We start from the raw sequence: 22363 nt of genomic DNA on the forward strand, positions 1-22363 counted from the left end.
AAATAAAAAATCCACCCGTATTTGAGTGGATTTTTTGTAGGCCTTCGCAGGAAAAAGTAATTTTCAAGGGAAGCCTAATTAGTCACGCACTGCGTGGCGAATTATCGTGGACACATTATCGTTTGCTCCTAAAGGTACAAAATGAAAAAGCCTGTCAGTATTATTTATAGGAGTCTATTGATAATCAATGTATTATAGAGTGACAAGTTCAAGACATTGCTAAGAAAGGTTAGTAGCAAGCCAGAAAAACGATTAATCGAATCAGAGAAATCATTTCAACAAAAGAACCCGTAATGATTTCTCTGACGAAGGACAATGACTACATCCCATATTTTCTAGCCATTTCCTGAATGTGTTCAATCATTTTTTCTCGTAAATGAAGCGGTTCGAGAATTTCAAGATCTTTGCCAAATTCGAGTAGCTTCGCAAAAAGCTCGTTATTAAATCGTAGTTGATAAGTGAATACTACGTGTGTTTCGCTAGTTTCTTCGGATACTTCTTGCTGACTATGGTGTAATGGCTTGGTCCTGATATAGTTGGCTCTTGGGAGATCCACCTTGATTTTGACAGTTTCTAATGCTGCATAAGTCTCTGTTTCTGCATCGTAGAGATAGGTAAAACCAATAATGTCATTGAGAAAAGCTAGGTCATTAGGTTTTTGTTGTCTAAAAGGTAAAGCTGATTTTTCAATGGCAAGTATTCTATCTAAGGCTAAATTATAGATTTTCCCTTTTTTGTGTTCATAACCATACACATGCCAACGGTTATGATATTCTTTTAGCATATAAGGACTTATGCTGTATTCTGTTTTGGATTTAGAAAAATCGTGAAAGTGAATCTTAAGTGTTTTCTTATCTTTGATGGCATTATAAATTTCTTGTAACCTCTTTAAGCCCGCATATTCGTCATTTTGTTCAAATTGGACAAATGATTCTTTTGATTGAGAAGATACTCTTTCGTTTAACTTGATTCGTACTTCTTCTAGTCCTTTGAACTGTGGGAATGCAGCAAATTGTTCAAACAAACTATTGAGTTCTATTGCTAGCTGAAAATCATCGATATTAAATAATTTGTACAACGAGAATTCCTTGGTATAGAAGTATATGCCTTTTTCACGTTTAATTGGTGCGTCGAACACCTCCTTCATCTTTTCTATATCATTGAAAACTGTTTTTTTTGTTACTCCTTGGTTTTTAGTAATATAGGCTTTTTCTATATCTGTCCATCTTACGGGAATACCACGACTAAGAAGGTCATGTAAAATTTCAAATCTTTTGAATTGTTTTTGATTTACTGCCATAGTTTATAAATTTAGTGTAATTACTTTACACTAATATACGCCAACTTTGCATTCGAAACAAGTCGAAAACCTTAAACTTTTATACGACCTTCAATACTCCAATTCACACGCCTTCTTTCGCTGCCAAAGCAGCATCTATTCATTACGGTTTGCCAAGCGATGCACATTCTTTTAGGAATGATACGGTTTTGTTGTTTGAGCCTAATGCTTCAAATGAAGTAGGGGTATGTCTGCGTCAGGCATTGAGTACGGGTAGTTTGTTGGTGCTCGAAAATTGTGTTGCGGACTTGTTGCTTCGTGATGTCAATGGCTCGATGATTAGCCAGATTATTGCTTGTTTGGGTAGTCCTGAGTTGCGTGGGCAATTATTTAGTTTGTTTATGATGGATGAAACTTCGGCACTTCGTACCGTGAATGCCTCGTATCATCATGACAATGGGTTTGAAAAATGGGTATTGATTAACCATCCAGATTTCAAATTGCGTTTGCATGTTTATGAGGCTTCTAGTTTGATTCCGCAAGAAAATCGCCATAATCACGCTTGGGATTTTGCTTCGTATATCATAGAGGGTTGTTTGGAAAATACGTTCTATGAGTTGGATGATTTGAGTGGTGAGGAGCTACTAATGCACTATCAATATAGTCCAGTGCAGGGTGGGGCGTATCATACAGAGTTGTTGAATCCAAGTCAGCGTTTACGTCGCTCGGCCAATCTTACCTTGTCTGGTGGACGAGCCTATTTTTTGCCTGCTACTGTGATTCACCGTATCAATAGTGAGCATACGTTTAAGCAACGTACCTCTACACTGATGCTTACGGGTAAGCGACGCACTTATCACTGTGATTTGTTTGCCGAAAAGGAGTTTGTTCACACCGAAACACCTACTAGGAGAATGTCGCTCGACCATCTACACCATCGAATCGAGACACTTTCCTATGGTCTGACAGCATAGTAGTAATGGAGGTGGGCTTTGCCCATCTCTATTTTTCTTTAATTCAAATTTTTATTTTTTATAAATCAACTTAATCGATACCATCATGACGACAATGACACAAAAAACATATATTACTGTTCAAGGTAAAATTACATTGGAAGAACGCCTTATTTCTCTTGAAAAAGAATTAAAAGAAATTCAAGAGGAAAAAGCAGTGGCATATCATGCCTCAGGCGATGGCTGGCATGATAATCCTGGGTGGATTCAGATTGGACAAATAGAGGAGCGTTTGAGCAAGGAAATCATTTTGATGCGTCAAAAACTAGCTCAATCCGTAGTGATTGCTTCGGAACAACGTAGTTCTGACCGTGTGCAAATTGGGTCAATTGTTCGTATTTGTCAGTATCATGGAGCACAGGTGCGAGAAATGGTTTTTGAGATTGTAGGAAGTGGCGAAACGAATATTGCTCAAAAGCGATTGGCTTATGATACACCTTTGGGTGCTGCGCTTATCAATCAAGAGAGAGGAACTTCCACTACTTTTGAAGCTCCGGCAGGATTGGTGCGGATTGACATTTTGGATATAACCTAGTGAATAGGATATTTTACCTACTTCAGGCAATAAGCTTTATCCCACAAGCTAAACGTTTAAATTTCTCATTTAAAAAATTCCTGCTTCATGTATGTAGCTTATCGCCTAGATAGTAGCTTAATTAAGTAATCGTATTTGACATGATAACCTAGGTGATTATTAGGTATTTTTATGAATAAAAAAAGGCATTACTTAAGGTTCGATTTGAATTTGATTGCCTTCAGTTACTTTTTGCTTAATTTAAGCATACTGATTCGTGCATATAGCTCAGCAATGCAAGCCTCATCTAGTAACCATTTCGGTTTTTCCAATTCTTTTGCATCAGGTGTCCAGCTATGTGTTATCAAACCATATTTATCTCTGGAGTTTTCCCAAGCATAATCAAGGCTTTTTATGACGGCTTTAATATAAGTCTCGTTGCCATCAATATGATATAACCTCTCATATCCACGATACAGTACAGTTACAAACCAAGGAAGGTCGATATGTAATTGCAGAGTAGGTTTTTTGTTTTGTGCGGTAAAATGTTTGAATGTACCAGCTGCTACTGCTTGTGCTTCTTTTAAATAGCTGATATCGTGTGTAAACTCATATAACATTACTGCTGCTTCAAGCATCGTTCCAGAGTTGTATGTCCACTGCGTATAGTTAATCGAGCCATCTGGCTTTTTATCATTCCAGTAAACACCCGTAGAGTCTCTTAAGTTATCGTGCATCCAAGTATAAAATCGCTTACCCCAATTCAGATAAAAAGGGTCGTTGGTTGCTTTATACAAGTGCAATGCTGATAAAGTAGCCATTCCATTACTACACGCTGGTTTTTGGTCGTTGTGTCCCTCCAACCATGTCACGCCGCCTCCAATATTATCACTCCATCCACTTAATATAAATGTGAAGGTTTCTTTTGCCTTTTTTAAATAGGCAGGTCTTTTGGTACTGATATAAGCTTCTGCATAGTCGATAGCTACCAATCCGTTGTCATCGTAATATCTATCCGATTTGTCCAACATTACAGGATAAGCCTGATAGCCCCCTGGTTTGCGTATGGTATCCTTGTAGGTTTCGTAGCCCAAAGAAAGACTATCTAAATAAACTAAATATTTATTTTTCACAGCAGGAACCTTTATGAGTACATTCGTTGCTGAAAACATCCCAGAGAATGGCCATAGAAAACTAACTTCTTTTTCATTGACACTCCCACCTTGTAAATAGGTTAGCGAATCTTGTTTTCCAGATGGAAAATTTTCTGAAAATAACTTATATTTATCGACCCTATACCGCTTCCAGATGTTACTATACATTTCTTCTGCTCTTTTGAGATATTGTTTGGATGAAACCATTTCTTGTGATTTCCCAGTTTGAGTCACACCCAGTAACAACATTAGCGTAATTGAAATTAGAGCTTTCATTTTATGTTTTATTTGTGTTGAAAACTATTGGACAGACGGAGGTGGAACCTGAGTGCCCCATTTTGTATTAGGTTTGTTTGTCATTACTAAAACAAGCTTCCCTCCTTTCATCAGATCATTTTTGTATAACCAACAATTATTTAATGGTACCCCGTTAAATTGTGCTGATTGAATGTAAACATTCTCTTTAGCATTATTTTTTGTTTCAATCACCAATTGTTTACCATTACCTAATTGTATGGATGCTTTATCAAATAGAGGACTTCCTATTTCTACAATTGGGCGACTATCTGTAAATCCTTTTACGTCAAACAAACCAAGAGCTGCCATCACATACCATGAACCTAACTGTCCCTGATCTTCATCTTGCCCATATCCGTAACCATGAATAGGCTCTGTACCATAAAATTCATTACAAATTGCCCTTGTCCACTTTTGGGTAAGCCATGGTTTTCCAGAAAAATTAAATAACCAGCTAATATGAAGATTGGGCTGATTACCATGATTGTACAGTGATTTTATCCCTGCAAAAGCGTCTATTTCTTTTCCACCCCCAAAATCAAGTTTTTGAGCAGTTTCAAAAATATCTTCAAGTCTTTTGTTGAACTCAACCTTTCCTACCGCTTTAATTAGCTCATTCGGATTATGTGGTACAAAAAACGTATATTGTATAGCGTTTCCTTCTTGAAAGCCACGCCAAGCTTGTAATGGGTCAAAATTATCGATGAATTTACCATTAACAGTTTTTGGTCGTATTAGCTTTAATGTACTGTCGTATAGGTATTTCCAACCTTCTGCATATTTTATCAATTTACTGTAGTCTTGCTTTTTACCAAGAGATTTGGCCATTTGTGCTGCCGCAAATGCACTAAAAGAATATTCAAGGGTGTGCGATGCTGAGAAGTGTGAACCCGTCGAATCAGTGTTATCCGCTTCTAAATACGGAGAGTAACCATGCTCGACAAATGCCTTAACATCCATTTTACCTGATCCTACTTTACGATTCTTCCATGATAATTCATTTGCTTTTATGGCTTCATAGGCAAGCTTTACGTCATAATCTCTAATGCCTGCTTGGTAAGCTCCTGCAATAGCTAAACCCACGAAATTGGTACCTACGCCAGAAACAAAATTGCTATTGGCAATACCATCTCCAAACCAGCCTCTTTCTTTATAAATTTCTAATTGGGTTTTCACAAAGTCATTGTACCGCTCAGGATAGCTGAGTGCCCACAGTTGTGTCAAATTCCAATAGCCTCCCCAGATAGCGTCAGTATTATAAAAATTATAGCTAAATCGCCCTGCTTTATCTACTGGCAATTGTCCAATGGAACCATCGTGTCGTGGAAAAGTACCCTTAACATCATTGGCGATTCCTCTACCCAACAAAGCGTGGTATAAACCTGTATAAAACTTGGTTTTGTTTGATAAATTCTCATCCGTAATTCGAATTCTGCCAAGTTGCTGATTCCATTCTTGTTGAGCCAGTTTTTTGGCATTGTTAAATGAGAGGGTCTGAGCCTCTGAAATGAGATTTACTTTTGCATTTTGAATACTTGTATAAGAAAGTCCCACTTTCATTTCAAGTACTTCGTTTTCTTTTGTATCAAATTCAAGGAAAATACCAGCACCTTTTCCACTTGCCTTTGAGGTGTTTTTAGAGATATTATTGGCATCAAAAGCCCCAACATTTTTTGGCTTTTTGTTTATTTCACCCCAAAAATACATGGAGATTTGACCTTCTGAATCATAGGTCTGGACGTACCTTGGATAGGTTGTAACAAATCCTTCAAAATGCGTTTCATCAATCATCCGCACAGAGGCATCTTTAACTTCGCCACTTTCGCCTTGCTTGTTACCAATATCCAGAATAACTCTGGCTGAGTTGCTTGCTGGAAAAGTATAGCGGTGAAAGCCAACGTGTGCAGTAGCTGTTAATTCAGCAGTAACTTTATAATCATCTAAAAATACTTTGTAATAGCCTGGTTGTGCTATTTCATTTTTACGGTCAAATTGAGAGCGGTAGCCACTACTTGGCTTGTCTAAGTCGCCTGGTTTTACCCTCAGTTCGCCAGTACTTGGCATCACAGATACGCCACCGATTTGCCATTCATGGAAATGAACAAAACCCTCAATCGAATTATGTCTTACGTCGTAGCCAGTAGCTTCCCAACCCGAAGGATTGCCGTAATGCCCATTGGTTGAGGGTGCCAATTTAGCCATACCATGTGGTACAGCAGCGGGGGTATAAAAGAACCAACGGCTATGAGCTGTGCCTATGTTTGGGTCAACGTACTTCAATAAATCCTGCGAATAAATCGTAATGGTATTGAGTAAACCAAGCCCAGCGAAAAGTAGTCTTTTCATAATAATATTTTTTAATCCTTGTTGTTAATATTCCTGTCGTGTTATTTGTATTTTGACATGAGTGCTTGCACACGTTGCATCCACGCTTGGTCAACCCCTTCAAACTCTGGTGAGCGATTGCCACCACCAAAGCTTGCAAAAAAGTGATAACCATTGTTTGATGTATTTCTACAGGCAATATTTAGTCCATCAATGTTTTGTTGTGCATAGGTGAGCCAAGCTGGGTTTTTATCAGCTTCATAAAGTTTGATCATGGCTTGCGAACCCCAACCACACCAAGCAGGATTTACACGACTTTGAGCAGGGTCTGTCAAAAATATGTATGCCTTGGCAGCAGGATTCCATAGTGTAAGGTTCATTGCCCTGCCCAATGCTTGTGCTTTTTCCAAATAATTACTATTTCCAAGTATTTTACTGTAAAGTAGGTAGGCTTCGACCATAATTGCATTGTCATAGGTAAATTTCTCAGTATGTAAGACAGATGCGTTGGGGCCATCATACATCCAATTGAATAGACCACTCTGTGAATCATACATTTTTGACGTGAGCCATGTATCTACTTGTAAAGCCCAATTTTTATATACCACTTCTCCTGTAAGCTCATACAACCGCAAGAAAAGTTGTAAACATAAACCATTTGATTGAGTTGGCTTTTGTGTTTTTTGAGTACTCCACCAAAAGCCTCCTTCAGCTACATTATCCCATAGCCCGCTTTTTATTAACCAGTCACCACAGGCCTTAGCTCTATTCAAATACGCCTGTTTGGTTGCACCAGAACTAACATCATAGGCACTCAAGTACACCATGCCAGTAAGAGCATTATCGTCTATGTATTTATCACCACCTGCTCCAGTACCATCTAGGTTACATGCGGCGAAATACCCCCCGTTACCGTTGTTGGAACGATCCCACATATTATCCATCCATGAAAATGTTTTATTCATGTACGTAAAATAAGTAGAATCTCCAGCGGCAATCATAGCAGCATCGGCGTATATCTGACTGGTCACATACCATTCATATACGATGTTGGACTTGGAAGTAGTATTAGCTCTGTAGCTGCCATATTGGGTAAGTAAATTACTGGTAATGAAACCGTGAGTTTCTCTGGCTAGTTTCTGGTAATCTGCTTTTTTGACCGTTGTATCAATGGGTATGACTGGGAGCACAGTTTCCGAGTCGATATTTTTCTTTGAACAAGAAAAAAAGCAAAGGAACATCAAAACTAATGGTTTTATTACCAACAGTTGTGATAAGTTATAGGGTTGTAATTTCATGAGAGTACGGTCCTTGAGCTCCAAAAATCAAAGAGGCTTTTATGTTGCCATTGTCGGCACTAGGATTAAATTTATAGGTGTTGTCCCACTGATTATCGCTAACAGGATATATATAAAAGTAAGATGCTGGCTGTCCCACAGGGCTACCATTGTTTGCGTTGGCGCTTCCAACATACTGGTCTCCTGCCGATGTATGTAAAACAAATTTGTAGCGTTCGTCACGCCCCCAAGAAAACTGGTAAAATACCACAGGAATCGACGTTGATTGCCATTTACCCGCACCTACATAAGAAAGCTTGCCAATCTCTGCATTGTAGGCCGACATATACAACCCTACTTCTTTTATTTCAGTAGCCTCTAAAACGGCTGCAACATTAAAGTCATATCTTATGCGATATACCTTACTAGCACCTGAAACAGTGGTATTATTTGTTCCTTCTTTGACAGAAGAACCATCTATATAAAATTTGCGTCCTGTAGTATTTTGCTTGTCAGTGAGCTGATAAGTCCCTTCTTTTAACGAAGTGTATATTTCAAAAACTCCGTCTTCAACTTTTTTCATTGGCACAGCTTTGGCAATATCAGCTCCAGCCTCTGTAGCCGTGCCGGTAATATAAAGTGCTGATGGTATTTCTGCAAAACCAGCTGGTCTTTGAATTTGAATGGTACGAACTGTGGTGCTTACTTTCAAATTCAGCGATTTTGAGGCAATTACCGTCCATTTCAATTTGCCTGTCGAAGATGAGTTTATCCCTCCTGCAGCAGCTATTTTCACCAATTGCTTATGTGTGACGGTTGCTTGTCGTTGTGTACCGCCTCCGTCAGAAAGGATTTTGAAGACAGGCTTTGAAAAATCGCCTCCCTCTTTATCAAATGCGAGTTCATAAAGTACTAAGCCACCATCTTCAGCAATGGCTTCATCCCATTTAAATACTTCGCTTGCCGTGGTGATAGGACGCAAATTGATATTTACATTATCATCAGGCAAATTGAGTTTTGTTACTCCGCTAAAATTTATATTCAATTCCCTTTCAATATTTTGACAGGAAAGGAATATTACAGTAGATAGCAGTGAAAAAAAAGCTTTTATCATAGTTGACTTTTTCATCTGTATAAAATAAGTTAAATTTTGATAATCAATGATTTACAAAAAAGATAAAATACCCAAAAACATCTATTAACATTTTGAATGTACATCTATCAGTTTTTGGATATTTCATAACAATTAATATCCTGGATTTTGAGTCAGATTTTTATTCAAAGAAAGCTCTGATGCAGGAATAGGCCACAAATAATGTTTACTAGCATCAAACTGACGGCGCTGAGCTCTGATATAGCCTCTATCGATGGTTGGGTCGCTAAATTTTGCCCCGTGTGCATAGCCATTCAGTACTACCTCAGCTATTTTCCATCTTCTAATGTCGTCGGTACGTAGGCCTTCCATAGCCAGTTCTACACGTCTTTCATCTCTGATGATATTTGTCATATCGCCAGTACCCGGATAGTTCAAAGCAGCTGGGTCAGTGAAACCTGCTCTCATACGCAAAGCCTTTATGGTTTTGTCCCAAACGCTTGCATCCATCTGTCCCAAACTATTTTTTGCTTCGGCATAGGTAAGCAATACTTCTGCATATCTGATTAGATGTAGGTTTGAACCCGAAGCAAATGACGCTAAAGCGGTGGGGTCAAAGTATTTTCTCCAGTAATACCCTGTTGCTGATCCTTGTCCACTAGTAGAATATTCGTCAGCACCTGGCTGTACGGGATCGGTACCAGGTTTTATGTAGATTTTCTTGGTACTACCGTTGGGATTCACCCAGTTATAACCGTCGTAGACAATAGTGGCTGTCAAACGAGGGTCACGATTGATGTATGGATCGTTCTCGTTATAACCAGACGCAGGATCGGTAATCTTTTTGCCATTCAACATACGGTACGAATCTACCAACTCCTGTGTGGCTCCTAAATTGTTCGTTCTGGCTCCTACTGACCTTGGTGCAAAATCGAAAAATTCACCCCAAGTTCTTACAGCAGGTACATATTGTAATGCAAGAATAGTCTCATTATTAACCTTATTTGCAGCAGGGTCGTTAAACAAGGCACTATAGCTTTCATGCAATGAATATTTGCCATAAGTGGCTTGGTTATTCATTAGTTTTTCACAAATAGAAGCCACTTCAGCCATTTTATTACCTTGGTATAACAAGACACGTGCTTGTAAAGCAAGTGCAGCAGCTTTGGTAATTCTACCATTCTCACTGGCTGGTATTGCATCTTTTGAAGGAAGGTCGGCGATAGCAGCTTCCAATTCAGAAACCACAAAATTAACAACCTCTGCTTTGGGCTTTCTTGCAACAACCTGAGCTTCCTCTATTGTAAGGTCACGATCAAGTAGAGGAACATCGCCATACCATTTTGTTAGGTTAAAATGTGCAAATGCACGAAGAAAACGTGTTTCAGCTTTGAGGCGGGCAATGGTTGCTGCAGGTAGTGTTGTATTTTTATCTACATTTTCCAAAAACAGATTACATGACTTGATAAGCTTATAATAATTACCCCAGTCGTTACGGAAACGTGGAAGAGTTGCAGTAAAGCTACCGCTGGTTATGGCATCGGCATTTCCACTTGAATTTCCTTGTGGCGAATAGGCGTTGTCGGAAGTAGCATCAAGGTAAAAATAGGAATTGCTATCGTACATCAAGCTGTAATTATTGTACAAAGCATTGTTAACATTCTGGTCTATTTTCCAAAATGTCAATTCTGAAAACCTATCAGTTGGAGCAAGGTCAAGTTGTTTGCAAGCACTTAGGTTCAAACATACTGCAGCAATCGCTATGCTTATTTTTGAGAATTTCATATTATCAGAAAATTTTATGTTTTTAGAAAGTGACATCAATACTAGCTCCATAATATACAGGCATAGGATAGCCACGCACACTATTAGAAGAGGAAGATACACTTAGGTTATTTCCAAATTCGGTAGTTTCAGGATCGACAAATGTGAGTTTACTTATTGTTAAAATATTTTGACCAACCAATGAAACTCTGAACTTTTCAAATCCTATTTTTTTACTGAAGTCTTGAGGTAAGGTATAACCTACAGTAAGGTTTTTTAATCGCAAATAAGAAGCGTCGTATTTATATAAATCAGAGCCGTATCGCCAATTGTTGGTGTTTGAAGATGAACCAATTGTGGCAAGTCGTGGGTATCTGGCATTAGGGTTTTGTGGAGTCCAATAATCGGTCATGTGTTTGTAGATGGTTTGCCCATAGTTATAATGGAAAGGTTCTACGAGTTCACCACGTAAAAAGGCATCTCTTTTTCCAACTCCTTGAAAGAATGCTTGAATGAAAAAGCCTTTATACTCAGCAGCATAGTTAAAGCCAAACGTAAATCGAGGGAAAGGATAGCCAAGTACAACTCTGTCTTTGTCATCAATAATGCCGTCTTTGTTTTGATCTACAAACTTCAAATCACCCACGCCAACAGCTACTCCTACTGGTTTAGCATACTTTGTTAGGTCTTCAGTATTTTGAAAATATCCATCTGTTTTGAAACCATACCATTGTGTAATTGGATCGCCTACTCGTCTAAGTAGAGAGTAAACGTCTTGATTAACAATGAGCTCCTTCGCTCCTGATGATAGTTCAAGTAGCTCATTTTGATTGTCGGCTATGTTAAAACTAAAGCTTTGATTAAAGCTCTTCCCTTCTAATTTGTATGATACTGTAGCATCCCAACCTGTATTTCTAACTCTAGCTACGTTAAAATCAGGAGAACCTGCTCCATAAATCAAAGGAATGTCCTGACGAGGTTGAAGAATGTCTTTTGTATTTTTGTTAAAATAGTCAAATGAAACATTCAGACGGTTCTTAAAGAAAGCTGCATCAAAGCCTAGGTTAGCAGTAGCAGACTTCTCCCAAGTTAGGTTTGGATTACCCAATAGAAAACCTGCTCCACCCACTACAGAATTATTAAATCCATAGGCACTTGGGTATGAAAAATAGGTAGTTTGATATTGATAAGCATTTACATTTTGATTCCCCAAAATACCGTAAGTTGCTCTAACTTTTAGGTAGTCTAATGGGCCTCTTAGTTTCTCCATAAAGGATTCATCGCTAATAACCCATCCAACATTTACAGTAGGGAAAAATCCCGCTCGGTTTCCTTCGGCAAATTTTGAAGAAATATCTTCACGGAAAGTTGCCTCAAAAAGGTAACGGTTTTTGTATGAATAGTTTAAACGACCTAATAATGAGTTGATACTGGTCTCATTAACTGCTATACTGTTAACCGAAGAGTTGGCATCAATTGTAGTACCTGTTGTAGGTGTACCCAAAAAACGATCGGTATATAGTTTTTGTAGCTGAAAGCCTTTAGAACTAAACGATTCATTGGTTGCTCCTACTTGTACTTTAAATGCATGGTCTCCCAGGGTTTTATCGTACTCTGCAAATAATTGAGTATTTACCAGCAATGATTTTCCTGAGTTATCCATTACAGCACCATCATTTCCATACACCCCTCCAGGCAAATAATCAACCTGTATTCTGCGGTAGAGACTAGAGTTGTTTGAAACTGTACCACCAAACACACCCGTTAATTTCAAGTTATTGGTAATATTAAATTGACCATTAATACTCCCAAATATTTGGTCGTCGTCAGACTGATTGGCACCACCTTTTAGTAAAACACCATACTCATTGTATTGTGAAGCTACTGGATTCGTCAAAAAGTTTCCCTCAGCATCTACCCAGTTATAATTGGCAGGGACTCTGTTAGCATCAGCAAAAATATTATTATCCCCCACGCTATTTGATTTGTTCATCGACTTGGTATAGCTCAATATGAGGTTAGCTTTTAACTTACCTATTACACTAGTCTGATTCAATCGGACATTATATTTTTGATAACCGAAGTCTGCCCCAGTGCCACCATTACCAATTAAATTACTTCCTTGATTTTGGTAACCTGCCGAAATAAAGTAGGAGCTATTGGTACTACCACCACTTACACTTATGTTATGGCTTTGCATAGGTGCATTTTTCAATAAATAGTTAACATTCCAGTTGCCATCACCCTGATCTTTCAAGGCCTGAATTTGTGCTGGTGTATAGGCTGGTAATAATCCTGAGTTTACTAAAGCTTCGTTTTTATAATAAGCATTGTCCCACCCTGACACCTTATCAACCAAGACTCTAGCTACCTGTAGGCCATAACTACTATTAAAGGAAACGGTAGGTTTTTGATTTAGCTTACCACCTTTAGTAGTAATTAATAAAACACCATTGGCCGATCTTGAACCATATATGGCAGCAGCACCCGCATCTTTCAAAACCGAAACACTGGCAATATCATTGGGATTTAACAGATTGATATCGCCACCGATAATACCGTCAATTACGATTAAAGGCGTGTTGTCGCCCAGTGTGCCTAGGCCTCTAATATTAATGAGGACGCTGCTACCCGGGTTGAAATTATTTTGTTGGATAGTTAAATTGGGAGACTGCCCCTGTAAGGCTTGCAATACATTGGTTACAGGCTTATTTTCTATTTGTTGAGATGAAACCTGATTTACAGCACCTGTTAGAGATACTTTTTTCTGTGTTCCATAGCCTACCACTACTACTTCATCTAAGGACTTTACTGATTCGTTGAGGGTAACATTTATTACCTTACTTGCAGGAATTTGCAATTCCTGTGTGATCATTCCTATAAAAGAAAATGATATGCGTTGCTGCATGTAATTCGAGGGTACTTTTAAAGAGAACGCTCCGCTTGCATCAGTAAGCGTTCCTACCTTGGAATTCACTATGACTACACTTACTCCTTTCAAAGCCTTGCCATCAATGTCAGTAACATGCCCAGTGATGTCGTGTGTGTTCTGTGCTTGTAAATTGGTTTTCACTAGCATCAATAAAACAGCTATTACCAAGCAGTTAAAGCACTTTGCCACTCTGGTCAATTTTAGTAGATTCATCTGCAAATTGTTTTAAGTATTAAAAAAGTGAAAAATAGAAAATTTGATGAGGTTAAATAATTACTTCATGTGTGCGATTGATACATACTTTTATGCTTTCCATGTCCGCTCTATTTGTTCTAAAGACTGCCCTTTTGTTTCAGGGATTTTCGAAATGGTAAGCCATAGGGCTGGTGCGCATAAAATAGCAAAGGTCCAAAATGTATAGGCTGGTCCCCATAATGAGCTTTTAAGCATCATAGGTGTCATTTGACCCACTAAAAAGTTAGCAATCCACATAGATGATATACCTATGGATACCGCTTGCGCTCTAATAGCTGTTGGAAAAATTTCACTTACGATAATAAATGTTACTGGCCCAAACGAAAAAGCAAAACCAGAAATGAACAGAATGATGAAGATGAGTATCCATGGGCCTGTTGAAATATTGTAGTGAAAAAGCACGCCTATCACTACCAGAGATACGATTGTCGAAGCAATTCCTAAAATCAGAAGTGGCTTCCTACCCCATTTATCTACAGTGAAAATGGCTATAAAAGTGGCCAGAACATTTACGATACCAATTGTTACCTGTCCTCCGAAAGCATCACCCAATGAAAAACCTGCTTTTTCAAGTATTGACGGTCCATAATATATGACAGCATTTATGCCTGATATTTGGGCAAAAAAGGGAAGACTAATTCCAATCAATAATGGCACTCGGTATTGCTTTACAAAGAGGTCTTTCAAGCTGGCTCTTTCGGTACTTAAACTATTATTCATTTCATCCACTTCTCTTACCGCTGTAGCTGCATCTGTTATTTTTAGTAGTACAGCCAAAGCCTTTTCTGTTTGGTTTTTCAAAAGCAGCCATCGAGGAGATTCGGGAATGAATAGTAGGCTAATCCAAAAAATAAAGCTTGGTAACAAACCTATTCCCAACATTGAACGCCATGTATGATCAACCAAAATATATTTGAGAAATCCTGTAAAACTTTGGTCTTCAGATATTTTAAGTAAAACTACATTTGAAAAATATGCCGCAACGATTCCTATAGTAATGGCTAATTGATACAATGCCACCATTTGACCACGGCTATTAGGAGGCGATATTTCTGTGATGTACAGGGGGCAAATCATGGAAGCAACCCCAATGCCTAAGCCCCCTATTAATCTGAATGTAATCAGCCAAAATGAACTTTCGGCAAGCATACAACCAACAGCGGATAACAAAAACAAACCTGCTGAAATTAGCATTACAAACTTTCGGCCTTTCCAATCACTTAATTTTCCTGCTATTATTACCCCTATCAAACAACCGAGCAAGGCCGAGCTAACAAACCAGCCTTCCATCATTGAATTAAAACCGAAACTCTTAACGACAAAAGGTAAAACACCTGAAATTACGGCAGTATCAAAGCCAAATAAGAATCCTCCTATTGCTGCAATGAGACAAATGAACAGTATATGACTTTTGTGAGAGCTCACGTGGGTATTTGAGATTGTTTTGGATTGTGATTGATTGGCTGACATTGTTTATACTATTTTAAGAATGCTTTAACTATTTTGATTTCGTCATTTGTCAGGTTACTGATGGTAAATTCGCCTACTGAAGCAGGGATAATAAACGTTTCGGCATAATTGTATCTTACAGGAGCTTTCCCATCTATTTCCACTGTTATAGCTTGACCTTCAACAAGCATCATTATGAAGCATTTACCATCGGTATTTAGCGAAATTGAGTTGCTAAATTCGATACGATGTACATCATAAAAATGCTCTTTATGGGTTGGCAAATGGACTATCCTGTACTCATTGGTTTGTGTAAGAGTCTGAGGTTTAGAAATCAACTCATTTTTTACTACATCACCTTTTCTTGAAAAATCGAGGTTGCGAAAGGCATGTTCAATATTGATCGGTCTTGGATTACCCTCAAGGTCTAAACGTAGCCAATCGTACATCTTAAAGGTGAAAATGTAGGGTGTCGCACTGATTTCGAGGACTAGATTGTCTTTCCCTGCACTGTGAATCGTTTGATTTGGAATAAGGAACAAATCATGCTTTTGTGCGTTATGTGCTTGAACATAGTCGGTTATAGCTACAGGAATCTTTTTCTCTGTACTTTCATGTAATACATTTTCGAATTCTTCTGGGTCAATAGAGTCTTGAAAACCTAGAAATACCTGTGCGTTTTCCTTGCAGTCAAGTATATAATAAGTTTCGTCTTGTGTGATTTTTTCTCCAAACTCATTTTTAATGTAGTCAAGTGAGGGATGGCACTGTATGGATAGATTTCCGCCATCCATGGTATCCAAAAAGTCAAAACGAATAGGAAACTCTGAACCAAATACTTTTACATCTTCCCCCAATATTGCATTAGCCTGATTATCCATTAGCCAATCGAAGGCAACCTCAAGGTGGTTGTTATCACTTTCGAACACCAAACCATTTTCTGGGACAATGAGCTCAAAAGACCAAGCGTAGTTAACCTCGTTTTTGTTTAGTCCATTCACCTGATTTTTTAGCCATTGACCCCCCCAAGCACCAGGCTCAAACCACGGTCTTGCTCTAATAACAGATCTCGTCATTTCATCAAAACCATCATAAATTGATGCCGCATGTGCCCATGTGATATCGTTTTGCCATTGGCTATCGGCAATGATATCAATCTTTTTCTGTATGGCTATTCTATGTTTTCTGTTAATTACCCAATCAACAAAATAGAGGTGCTTATAAATTTCAGGGTTTGCAAATCCTTCATTAGGAATTAAACTAACACTTTGCCCCGCCCTCATTCTAAACTGGATTTCATTTTTGGGTAGGTCGAAATACACTAAATTATCCCAACCAGCTAAAGATGCTCCAGTACCAATTAATATATGCAGTTGCTCCCCAGCTACTGGATTAAAGCTTGTTAAATCTTTATTGAAAAAGTCTGCGAGATCCAACGTACACTGTGTACCCCAAACGTCTCCAATATTACCAATAAAAGGTTCTGTAAGTTTTTTTATGGTTGCAGGTGTATGTTGAAAAGTTTCGGCTTTATCCCATCGTACATTAATTCCTATTACCTTAAACTCTTCTGCAAGTCGCTCTTGGATAGTATCCCAATCCGTTCCAGCTAAACCATCTATCATAACGGCTTTTTTGCCAACCATCCAGTTAGCTAGTGTATTATAGCCTTTGAATATTTTATGCTCGCCTAAAGAAAAGGACGGGTATAAATCATATTCGCCCGATGATAGTTCACTAGTAGATTTAGAAATTGGGAGTAAGGGTTGATTTGTTTTTCTTGACATGTTTGATTTTTTAACTTTTGAAAGTACCAGTGATGCGGCACCTAAAATTGTTGATTCTTCCAGTTGACCTGAAATTTTAATTGACACTTGCTGGCCAGATTGATTGACTTGAGACTTAAATTCTGGCATAAACAAGTGGGATGATTTGACAATACTTCCACCCAAAACTATGCAGTCGGGTTTGAAGCTATTGATCCAAGGTTTTAGGCTTTCTGCTAAATGAAAACCAAATTCTTGAAAGACTTTTATTGCAATTTCGTCGCTTTCTTCGGTCGCCTTCATGGCAATATCTTTGACTGATTTAGCACCACCAGCAAGCGAGTTATAGGCAGACAATAACCATTTACTTGAAACGTAGTCTTCGATAATCCCTCCTTTGTAGGGTTGATTATAAAGCTCTCCATTGAATGGAACACCTTCATCGTTTTTGATTACTCTACCAGTGTCTAGGAAAGTAGAACCTATGCCAGTTCCTAAGGTTATGGCGATTACGCGACTTTTGTCGATTATATCATTGCTCAAACTCTCTCCTATTCCAAAACAGGCTCCATCATTTTCAAATACTATTGGGCAACTGTCGCTAAGTTGTAGTTGTTGTTTTAGAGCCTTTTTTATATCCATTCCAAAAAGAGAAGAGTATTTATTCACATCCTTCATTAAGGAAATCCCTTTCTCGTAGTTAAATGGACCTGGCATAGCAACCCCCATTCCCAATAAATGATAGTCATTTACACTATTTAGAGAATCATTTAAAGCTTCTACCCACTCGTCAATAATTTGTGAAGAACTTGCCTGTGCATCTACCATTTTTTTTCTGATACTGCCCGATATTAAGTCTCCTGTATTGTTATCAATAAGGGCTGCCGATATATGTGAACCTCCAATATCCACACCTAAAATTATCTTTTTGTTCAAATGTTCGTACATATTTAATTTGGGCAAAAAAATTAATGAATACTTTCTATAGTAATCAAATCTACACACTTGCTGAGCGATACTACCTAGGTTATGAATAGACTATTAATACCTTCAAAACCTATGATTAGTACTTGTTCTCAAACTTTGCTAATTGCTGGACAATACTTGATACCCCCTATTTTATCAATACGGAATGTTAAATACTAGTGTTGAATTCTACATTCACAACACAGGATTAGAACTTAAGCTTTCAGGTAACGGCTTTCGGCGGTGGGCTTTGGGAAAAATGCATGCCTGTGGTCATTAAAAACATTTTAACACTCTTTGCTTTGTGCCTGTTGCCTAAACACATAAATAAATCTTATTCTACATGATTACTTACTATATTGTCTCTTATTAATAATACATATTGTTCAAATGTTCGGACATATTGATTGTTAAAAAAAATGTAGAAACTACATTTTAATCTATCAGGTTAGTCGTCAAAATTAAAGTCAAATATTGAGCTTTCGGTTTTCAGCTATGGGCTTTTGGCAAAATAGTTCTCATTGATTTAGAGGAATTATTTTGCCAAAAACCTTCGGCTTATTGTCTAAGATATAGTTATCATACTATTATCTTATAAGCTGTCTCTAGAGAACTGGAGAGTATCAAAAGCTTGTATTATACTGCTTATTTGGGTACTCCTTTTGTATTTATAAACAGCAATATTGTTACTCAAATGTTCTAATATATTTATTTTGGGAAAAGGTTATTGATTACTTTTTATATCAATCGAATATACAAACTTGTCTGAACGGTAGTATCCTATATTATACTCAATAGGTCGATCACCCGGGTCATATACAAAACGCTCTCGTACTAAAATTGCTTCACTGGCTTGAACCCCCAATCTGTTAGCATATCTACCAGCCAATCGTGCACTTATATTTTCATTCGATCTTACTACTTTAATTTTATACTTATCCTCAAGCATAGTATATAATGGTATCTCGAAATCGTCTTTCAATGAAACTCCTATTCTCGGGTGAAAGTAGCTTTCAAAATATACTATTGGCTCTTCTTTAGTACCTTTTAATTTCGAAAGTTTTACAATTTTCCTTCCTACCTCTATATTAAAAAAAGCAGCAATAGTTTCGTTCGCTGGTACTAGTTCTACATTGAGGGAGATATTGAATACATCTATCCCTTTTTCTTTCATCTCATTCGTAAAACTATACCAATGGTCTAATCCAGTGGAGAGTTTTTTCTTTACAGCAACACTAGTTCCTACCCCTTTTTTTCGTTTCAATAAGCCCTCATATTCAAGCTTGTTTGTTGCTTGTCTTATAGTACTTCTTGAAACTCCAAGGGTATTAGCCAACTCAATTTCTTTTGGTAAAAATGTTGTTCCGTTACTGTAAGTGGGCGATGAAATCAATTCTCGCATCAAATTTTCTACCTGTACATGTAATGGTAACTTACTATTATGGTCTATTTTTAAAGTCATATAATTATATTATGTACAAACATATCAACATAATTGAACTTTGCCAAATTTTAATTTAATTTTTTTAATGTAATGTAAATTTTTTGTTACCAACAAGTATTATGTAAAATGGTCTGACTAACTACTTTACCACAAAGGCTTTTAGATTAGTTAGATTGTATCCTTGGTCAGTGAAACACTCGCCATGTATAAAACTCATCACTCAAGACTCTTTGTATCGACTAAGCATTTTTGAGGCAATACTTCTAATGGATTTTCGGAGATGTAAGGGTTCAATGACTTCTAGGTCTGCACCGTATTCGAGTATTTTGGTGGTGAGTTCTGGATTGACTATTACTTGTAAACTAAACTCGTATTGATCGTCAGAAATCTCTATATGCCTTTGGCTTTTGTGTAAAGGTTTGGTAATAAGATACTGTGCTCTGACTTTACTATGCGAACGTAATACCACGTTTTCAATGGTTTTTCCCTCAAGAACTGTTACTCCTACAACTGGTTCAAAGTGTTGCTTGATATTAAAATTTGAAGAATACTTAAATTGATGACTCGTCTTTTTGAAAGACTTGATTCTATCCAAAGCAATTTTGGATAAATAATCTACCCCTTCTTCCCATGCAATCAGATACCAACGATTGTTGTATTCTTTGAGCATGAGGGGATAAACCACCAAGTTTTTCAGGGATTCATGATAAGGTTTGTATTCCATCGTTAGATAATCGCCGCTTCTGATATGTTGTAACAGAGGTAACAAATGTTCACGCCCTTGTAAGTCAACTTCCTCAAAATCAATATATTCATTGGGTTCATTGCTGATGAGCGAGGAACGTTGCTCTAATTTGAGTAGAACGTCTTCAAGACCAATAAAATCTTCGGGATGATTATTAAAGAAGCGACGAACAACGGCGACTATTTCGATGATTCCGCTCGTGACTTTACCGTCCAGCTTTTCTAAGAGGGAATAGGTGTCTTGAGTTTCATAATAATACCCTTTGTGCTTATTGGCTTTTGGGGGTAATGGGGCATCGAGTTGATTTCTGAGAAATTTCAAATCATCTCTTAAGGTTTTTTCGTCTATGCTAATCTCATCAATGCTATATAAATACTCAAGTAGTTGTTCGCCTGAAAGACCAGACCTTTCATTGGTATTACGAAGTATTCGGTGTAAACAAATGACTCTTTTGAGCTTTTCGTAGGAAGTTGATTTTTTGTTTTCACTCATAATTTTTTTATAAATAGTAAGATTTCAATTTGTCAACGGGAGATTTAGTGGTATTGAGCGTTGTAGCTTTGTACCATCAAATCGGGAATAGTCCCACAGTATTTAATCTTTTACGACCTTCAATAACACAATTTCACACTTCCTTCCTTTTTCTCCAACTACTGAGCAATCTTTTGCGTTGGAAACTGTTAGTTCATTCTTGAAAAGTGGCGATAAAGCCCTGATTCTGAAGGGTGCAGCAGGTACTGGCAAGACGTCTATTCTAAAGGCTGTCGTAGATTATTTGAAAAATCAGCAAAAACAAGTAGAGCTTTGGGCTCCTACAGGCTGTGCGGCGATGAATTTATCTGAAAAGACAGATTATCAGGCTGGTACGATTCATTCGGGTATTTACAAACCAGAAACGGATGAAGAGCGTGCTTGTGTGAAACTGCTTCGTAAGGTGAATCAAGTGGAAGGTGAGGTAATTTATATCATTGATGAGAGCTCGATGATTAGTAATAGGGTAGAAAAATCTCCCGATTTTGAGTCTGAAACACCTATGCTCTCGGACCTGATTGCTTATGTTCGTAGTGGACATTCGGATAGTAAAATCATTTTTGTGGGAGATGAATTTCAATTACCTCCTATCAAATATGATAGATATGACACGGCTCCTGCCTTGGATATGGATTTTCTGAGAAGTGAGTTTGGCTTACGCTGTTCGGAGGTATCACTATCGAAGGTGATGCGTCAGGCCGAGGGTTCTTATATATTGGAAGTTGCTACTGAAATTCGTGATAGTATTCGTACTGGTGGTAGATTTTTGGAGAGTATTGGTAAACCAATGTACAAAGAAGAAACGGTTACGAATTTATACCTAGAGCGCTTTGATGAAAGAAATCCTAGAGCTGCTGTGATTCTTAGTTTTACAAACGACTATGCTCGCAGGTGTAATTATTTGGTTCGTCAAAAACTTGGTTTGACTGGTACTATAGCACCTGGTGATATGGTTGTGCCGAGCCGTAATTTTTATGGTTATCACAACACGTATATACCTAGTGGTGAGGTTTTACAGGTGGAACATGTAGGCAAAATTAATAAAGTTGCTGAAATGGAATTTATGCGCGTTGGTCTGAAAAGATTTAGTCGTGGACAAGAGGCTGAGATAGTGGACGTGACTATTTCTTTGGATTATCTTCAAGACCCTAAAAGTATTACTATCGAAAAAAGGAAAGCATTGTTTGCTGCTGCCAACAAGAACAACCCCATTTACAGAAAGACAAAGGATAGTCGTGATGACGAATATTTGTCTGCTATGCAGCTGGGTTATGCGCATGCGATGACTTGTCATAAAGCACAAGGTAGCGAGTGGAATACCGTATTTTTTAATACTTGGATGCCTAAAAATCCTGACCTGAGATTTTTGTACACAGGTGTTACCCGTGCTCGCAAGGAGTTGTTTACCAATAATTCTCATAGGTACGCTTAAGTTGGAATGAAGGCTATCGATTTGGGATATCGGATGTTGGATTTCGGAAGTAAAAGCTTTTAAATCCGAAATCCAACATCCCAAATCAGCAATGGCTGGATGTCCTTCGTAAGCTACTCACAGATAT

At 37.9% G+C, this 22363-nt stretch carries 14 protein-coding genes; 3 read left to right on the forward strand and 11 right to left on the reverse strand.

The features are described 5' to 3' along the window. Positions 1–319: 319 nt before the first annotated feature. Positions 320–1300, reverse strand: coding sequence for a YafY family protein (locus GVN22_RS23770; RefSeq protein WP_166553502.1), 981 nt, complete (start codon positions 1298–1300; stop codon positions 320–322). 149 nt (positions 1301–1449) lie between these two features. Between GVN22_RS23770 and GVN22_RS23775 the strand changes: the two genes are divergently transcribed. Together GVN22_RS23775 and GVN22_RS23780 are read left to right on the forward strand one after the other, a co-directional pair. Continuing rightward, entirely contained in the window at positions 1450–2253 is an 804-nt protein-coding gene (locus GVN22_RS23775) for a hypothetical protein (protein WP_166553503.1), read from the forward strand. A gap of 85 nt (positions 2254–2338) precedes the next feature. Then, positions 2339–2827, forward strand: coding sequence for a GreA/GreB family elongation factor (locus tag GVN22_RS23780; RefSeq protein WP_166553504.1), 489 nt, complete (start codon positions 2339–2341; stop codon positions 2825–2827). Between the two features lie 224 nt (positions 2828–3051). Here the strand turns inward: GVN22_RS23780 and GVN22_RS23785 are convergent, their stop codons facing one another. The 10 genes from GVN22_RS23785 to GVN22_RS23830 form a co-directional block, all read right to left on the reverse strand. Further along, on the reverse strand, positions 3052–4236 hold the full coding sequence (locus tag GVN22_RS23785; protein WP_166553505.1) for a glycoside hydrolase family 76 protein: 1185 nt from the start codon (positions 4234–4236) through the stop codon (positions 3052–3054). A gap of 24 nt (positions 4237–4260) precedes the next feature. Then, positions 4261–6603 carry a GH92 family glycosyl hydrolase gene (locus GVN22_RS23790; protein ID WP_166553506.1) on the reverse strand — a complete coding sequence of 781 codons (2343 nt, stop codon included), beginning with the start codon at positions 6601–6603 and terminating at the stop codon, positions 4261–4263. A gap of 41 nt (positions 6604–6644) precedes the next feature. Further along, positions 6645–7880 (reverse strand): glycoside hydrolase family 76 protein, encoded by a 1236-nt coding sequence (locus tag GVN22_RS23795; RefSeq protein WP_205691023.1) that lies wholly within the window; start codon positions 7878–7880, stop codon positions 6645–6647. Next, on the reverse strand, positions 7861–8904 hold the full coding sequence (locus tag GVN22_RS23800; RefSeq protein WP_205691024.1) for a SusE domain-containing protein: 1044 nt from the start codon (positions 8902–8904) through the stop codon (positions 7861–7863). Before GVN22_RS23800 ends, GVN22_RS23795 begins: the two co-directional genes overlap by 20 nt. Before the next feature lie 201 nt (positions 8905–9105). Continuing rightward, the gene (locus tag GVN22_RS23805; RefSeq protein WP_166553507.1) at positions 9106–10737 is read right to left on the reverse strand and encodes a RagB/SusD family nutrient uptake outer membrane protein; all 1632 of its coding nucleotides are present in this window, start codon (positions 10735–10737) and stop codon (positions 9106–9108) included. A 22-nt stretch (positions 10738–10759) separates the two neighbouring features. Further along, positions 10760–13861: a TonB-dependent receptor gene (locus GVN22_RS23810; RefSeq protein ID WP_166553508.1), complete on the reverse strand. Its 3102-nt coding sequence runs from the start codon at positions 13859–13861 to the stop codon at positions 10760–10762. A gap of 90 nt (positions 13862–13951) precedes the next feature. After that, positions 13952–15373 carry a sugar porter family MFS transporter gene (locus GVN22_RS23815; RefSeq protein WP_166553509.1) on the reverse strand — a complete coding sequence of 474 codons (1422 nt, stop codon included), beginning with the start codon at positions 15371–15373 and terminating at the stop codon, positions 13952–13954. Between the two features lie 8 nt (positions 15374–15381). After that, positions 15382–18066, reverse strand: coding sequence for an ROK family protein (locus GVN22_RS23820; RefSeq protein WP_166553510.1), 2685 nt, complete (start codon positions 18064–18066; stop codon positions 15382–15384). 742 nt (positions 18067–18808) lie between these two features. Further along, positions 18809–19546: a GntR family transcriptional regulator gene (locus GVN22_RS23825; RefSeq protein WP_166553511.1), complete on the reverse strand. Its 738-nt coding sequence runs from the start codon at positions 19544–19546 to the stop codon at positions 18809–18811. A 202-nt stretch (positions 19547–19748) separates the two neighbouring features. After that, positions 19749–20765 (reverse strand): YafY family protein, encoded by a 1017-nt coding sequence (locus GVN22_RS23830; protein WP_166553512.1) that lies wholly within the window; start codon positions 20763–20765, stop codon positions 19749–19751. A 130-nt stretch (positions 20766–20895) separates the two neighbouring features. On the opposite strand from GVN22_RS23830, the gene GVN22_RS28485 reads away from it, so the two are divergent. Further along, entirely contained in the window at positions 20896–22236 is a 1341-nt protein-coding gene (locus tag GVN22_RS28485) for an ATP-dependent RecD-like DNA helicase (RefSeq protein ID WP_370520475.1), read from the forward strand. Positions 22237–22363: the final 127 nt, after the last annotated feature.

Source organism: Cellulophaga sp. BC115SP, from assembly GCF_009905545.1.
In the GTDB taxonomy this organism is placed as follows: Bacteria; Bacteroidota; Bacteroidia; order Cytophagales; family Spirosomataceae; genus Flectobacillus; species Flectobacillus rivi.

Bases quoted from the DNA above. Each gene is read 5' to 3' on its own strand.
- GVN22_RS23790 (WP_166553506.1), bottom strand. From the start codon at position 6,603: ATGAAAAGACTACTTTTCGCTGGGCTTGGTTTACTCAATACCATTACG.
- GVN22_RS23795 (WP_205691023.1), bottom strand. From the start codon at position 7,880: ATGAAATTACAACCCTATAACTTATCACAACTGTTGGTAATAAAACCA.
- GVN22_RS23780 (WP_166553504.1), top strand. From the start codon at position 2,339: ATGACGACAATGACACAAAAAACATATATTACTGTTCAAGGTAAAATT.
- GVN22_RS23825 (WP_166553511.1), bottom strand. From the start codon at position 19,546: ATGACTTTAAAAATAGACCATAATAGTAAGTTACCATTACATGTACAG.
- GVN22_RS23770 (WP_166553502.1), bottom strand. From the start codon at position 1,300: ATGGCAGTAAATCAAAAACAATTCAAAAGATTTGAAATTTTACATGAC.
- GVN22_RS23810 (WP_166553508.1), bottom strand. From the start codon at position 13,861: ATGAATCTACTAAAATTGACCAGAGTGGCAAAGTGCTTTAACTGCTTG.
- GVN22_RS23815 (WP_166553509.1), bottom strand. From the start codon at position 15,373: ATGTCAGCCAATCAATCACAATCCAAAACAATCTCAAATACCCACGTG.
- GVN22_RS23830 (WP_166553512.1), bottom strand. From the start codon at position 20,765: ATGAGTGAAAACAAAAAATCAACTTCCTACGAAAAGCTCAAAAGAGTC.
- GVN22_RS23805 (WP_166553507.1), bottom strand. From the start codon at position 10,737: ATGAAATTCTCAAAAATAAGCATAGCGATTGCTGCAGTATGTTTGAAC.
- GVN22_RS23785 (WP_166553505.1), bottom strand. From the start codon at position 4,236: ATGAAAGCTCTAATTTCAATTACGCTAATGTTGTTACTGGGTGTGACT.
- GVN22_RS23820 (WP_166553510.1), bottom strand. From the start codon at position 18,066: ATGTACGAACATTTGAACAAAAAGATAATTTTAGGTGTGGATATTGGA.